Origin of the sequence: Pseudoalteromonas sp. ESRF-bin5 (genome assembly GCF_002632075.1) — a bacterium.
GTDB classification, from domain to species: Bacteria; Pseudomonadota; Gammaproteobacteria; order Enterobacterales; family Alteromonadaceae; genus Pseudoalteromonas; species Pseudoalteromonas marina.
On sequence record NZ_NTLW01000015.1, the window covers coordinates 1 to 1721 of the forward strand.

A 1721-nucleotide genomic window follows, 5' to 3' on the forward strand; every position below is an offset into this window, starting at 1 on the left:
TATTAGGTCATTTTGCAGGGATTATTCAGTTAGAAGTTGCTGAAGAGCATTTTCAGGAACTGCAAAACGCGCTTACCGCTTTACCAAAACTTGAAGTGCGTATTGAAGCTGGCAATACTGAAATTGAACCTTCACCACGTGAACAAATCAATTTAGTGATCACAGGAAACGATCGCCCTGGTATTGTCCAAGAGCTCGCGAGCGTAATACGACATAAAGGAGCAAGTATTACTCATTTAAATTCTAGACAACAAAGCGCACCTAATTGGGGAGTCCCTATTTTTAGCGCTGTTGCAACCGTTACCTTACCTAACGGAATGGATAAAGACGAAGTAATTGATGCGCTTGAGTCAATAACCAGCGACTTAATAGTAGACACAGAAGAAGCATAATTTTTTATTGCGTGTCATACAAGTGACACGCATGTCATTTTAATGTCATTAAATTGTTCTATATTTAACTCAGCGTTAGATAATGGAATATAATATGAATGCCCACATAGAACATACTCAAACCGTTGAATACTTTGCTAAAGAGCTTAGTTGGCTGTCATTCAACGAGCGCGTTCTACAAGAGGCTAAAGACAAAAATAATCCAATAATTGAACGCATGCGGTTTTTGGGGATTTTTTCTAATAACCTTGATGAATTTTTTAGGGTACGTGTTGCCGACGTTAAACGCCGTATTTTATTAAACAAACTTCCCGATGCTAATTTTGAAGAAGACGAAGCTTTATTAAGCCAAATTCAACAAAAAGTTTTGCAGCTAGGCAAAAAATTTAACCTAATACACCAACAAATTTTAAACGATTTAACCACTCATAATATCCATGTAGATCGCCCCGAAAAATTAACAGACTTTCATCTTAATTGGCTTAAAGCGTATTTTCATGACAAGGTTTTACAGCATATATCACCCATTTTACTTAATGAAAATAAAGATTACTCAGACTATATAAACGACACAATGACTTACTTGTTTATTGAAATGAGTGACGAAAAAAGCCACTACGCTATGCTTGAAGTCCCCACAGACCGAGTACCCCGTTTTATTATATTACCGCCTGAAAAGACACGTCGTCGTAAAACCATTGTTATGCTTGATGACGTTATTTCTTACTTCTTAAATGATGTTTTTAGTAACTTTTTTCACTTTGATAAAATTCAAGGTCATGCAATAAAACTCACACGAGATGCAGAATACAATTTAGACGATGAGCTAGAAGAAGGACTGCTCGATAAAATGTCTAAGGGTCTTAAACAACGTATTTATGCAGAGCCTGTGCGCCTTGTTTACGACGAGAGCATGCCAGAAAGTATGTTAAAAGTGATGAAAAAACGTTTAAACGTGAGTCATCATGATGCACTGATACCTGCGGGTCGATACCGTAACTTTAGAGATTTTATTGCTTTTCCTAATGTAGGTCGTCAATACCTTGAAAACAAACCACTTCCAGCAATACAAAGCACAGCTTTTAACAAACACAGCAGCGTATTTGACGCAATAAGCGAGCAAGACATACTGCTCTACTACCCATATCACACATTTAATCATTTACTGGAGTATGTTCGCCAAGCCGCATTTGATCCTATGGTGACGCAGATTAAAGTAAATATTTATCGAGTGGCGAGTAAGTCTCGGCTTATTTCTTTACTCATCAATGCCGCTAAAAATGGCAAAAGTGTCACGGTAATGGTTGAGCTTAAAGCACGCTTTGATGA

General features: G+C 37.4%; 2 protein-coding genes. Both read left to right on the forward strand.

The features are described 5' to 3' along the window. Positions 1-392: glycine cleavage system transcriptional repressor (locus tag BCG07_RS00160; RefSeq protein ID WP_286887923.1), on the forward strand; the 392-nt coding region annotated here is incomplete at its 5' end. Positions 393-486: 94 nt separating this feature from the next. Then, on the forward strand, positions 487-1721 hold a 1235-nt coding region (locus tag BCG07_RS00165; RefSeq protein ID WP_286887925.1), incomplete at its 3' end, for an RNA degradosome polyphosphate kinase.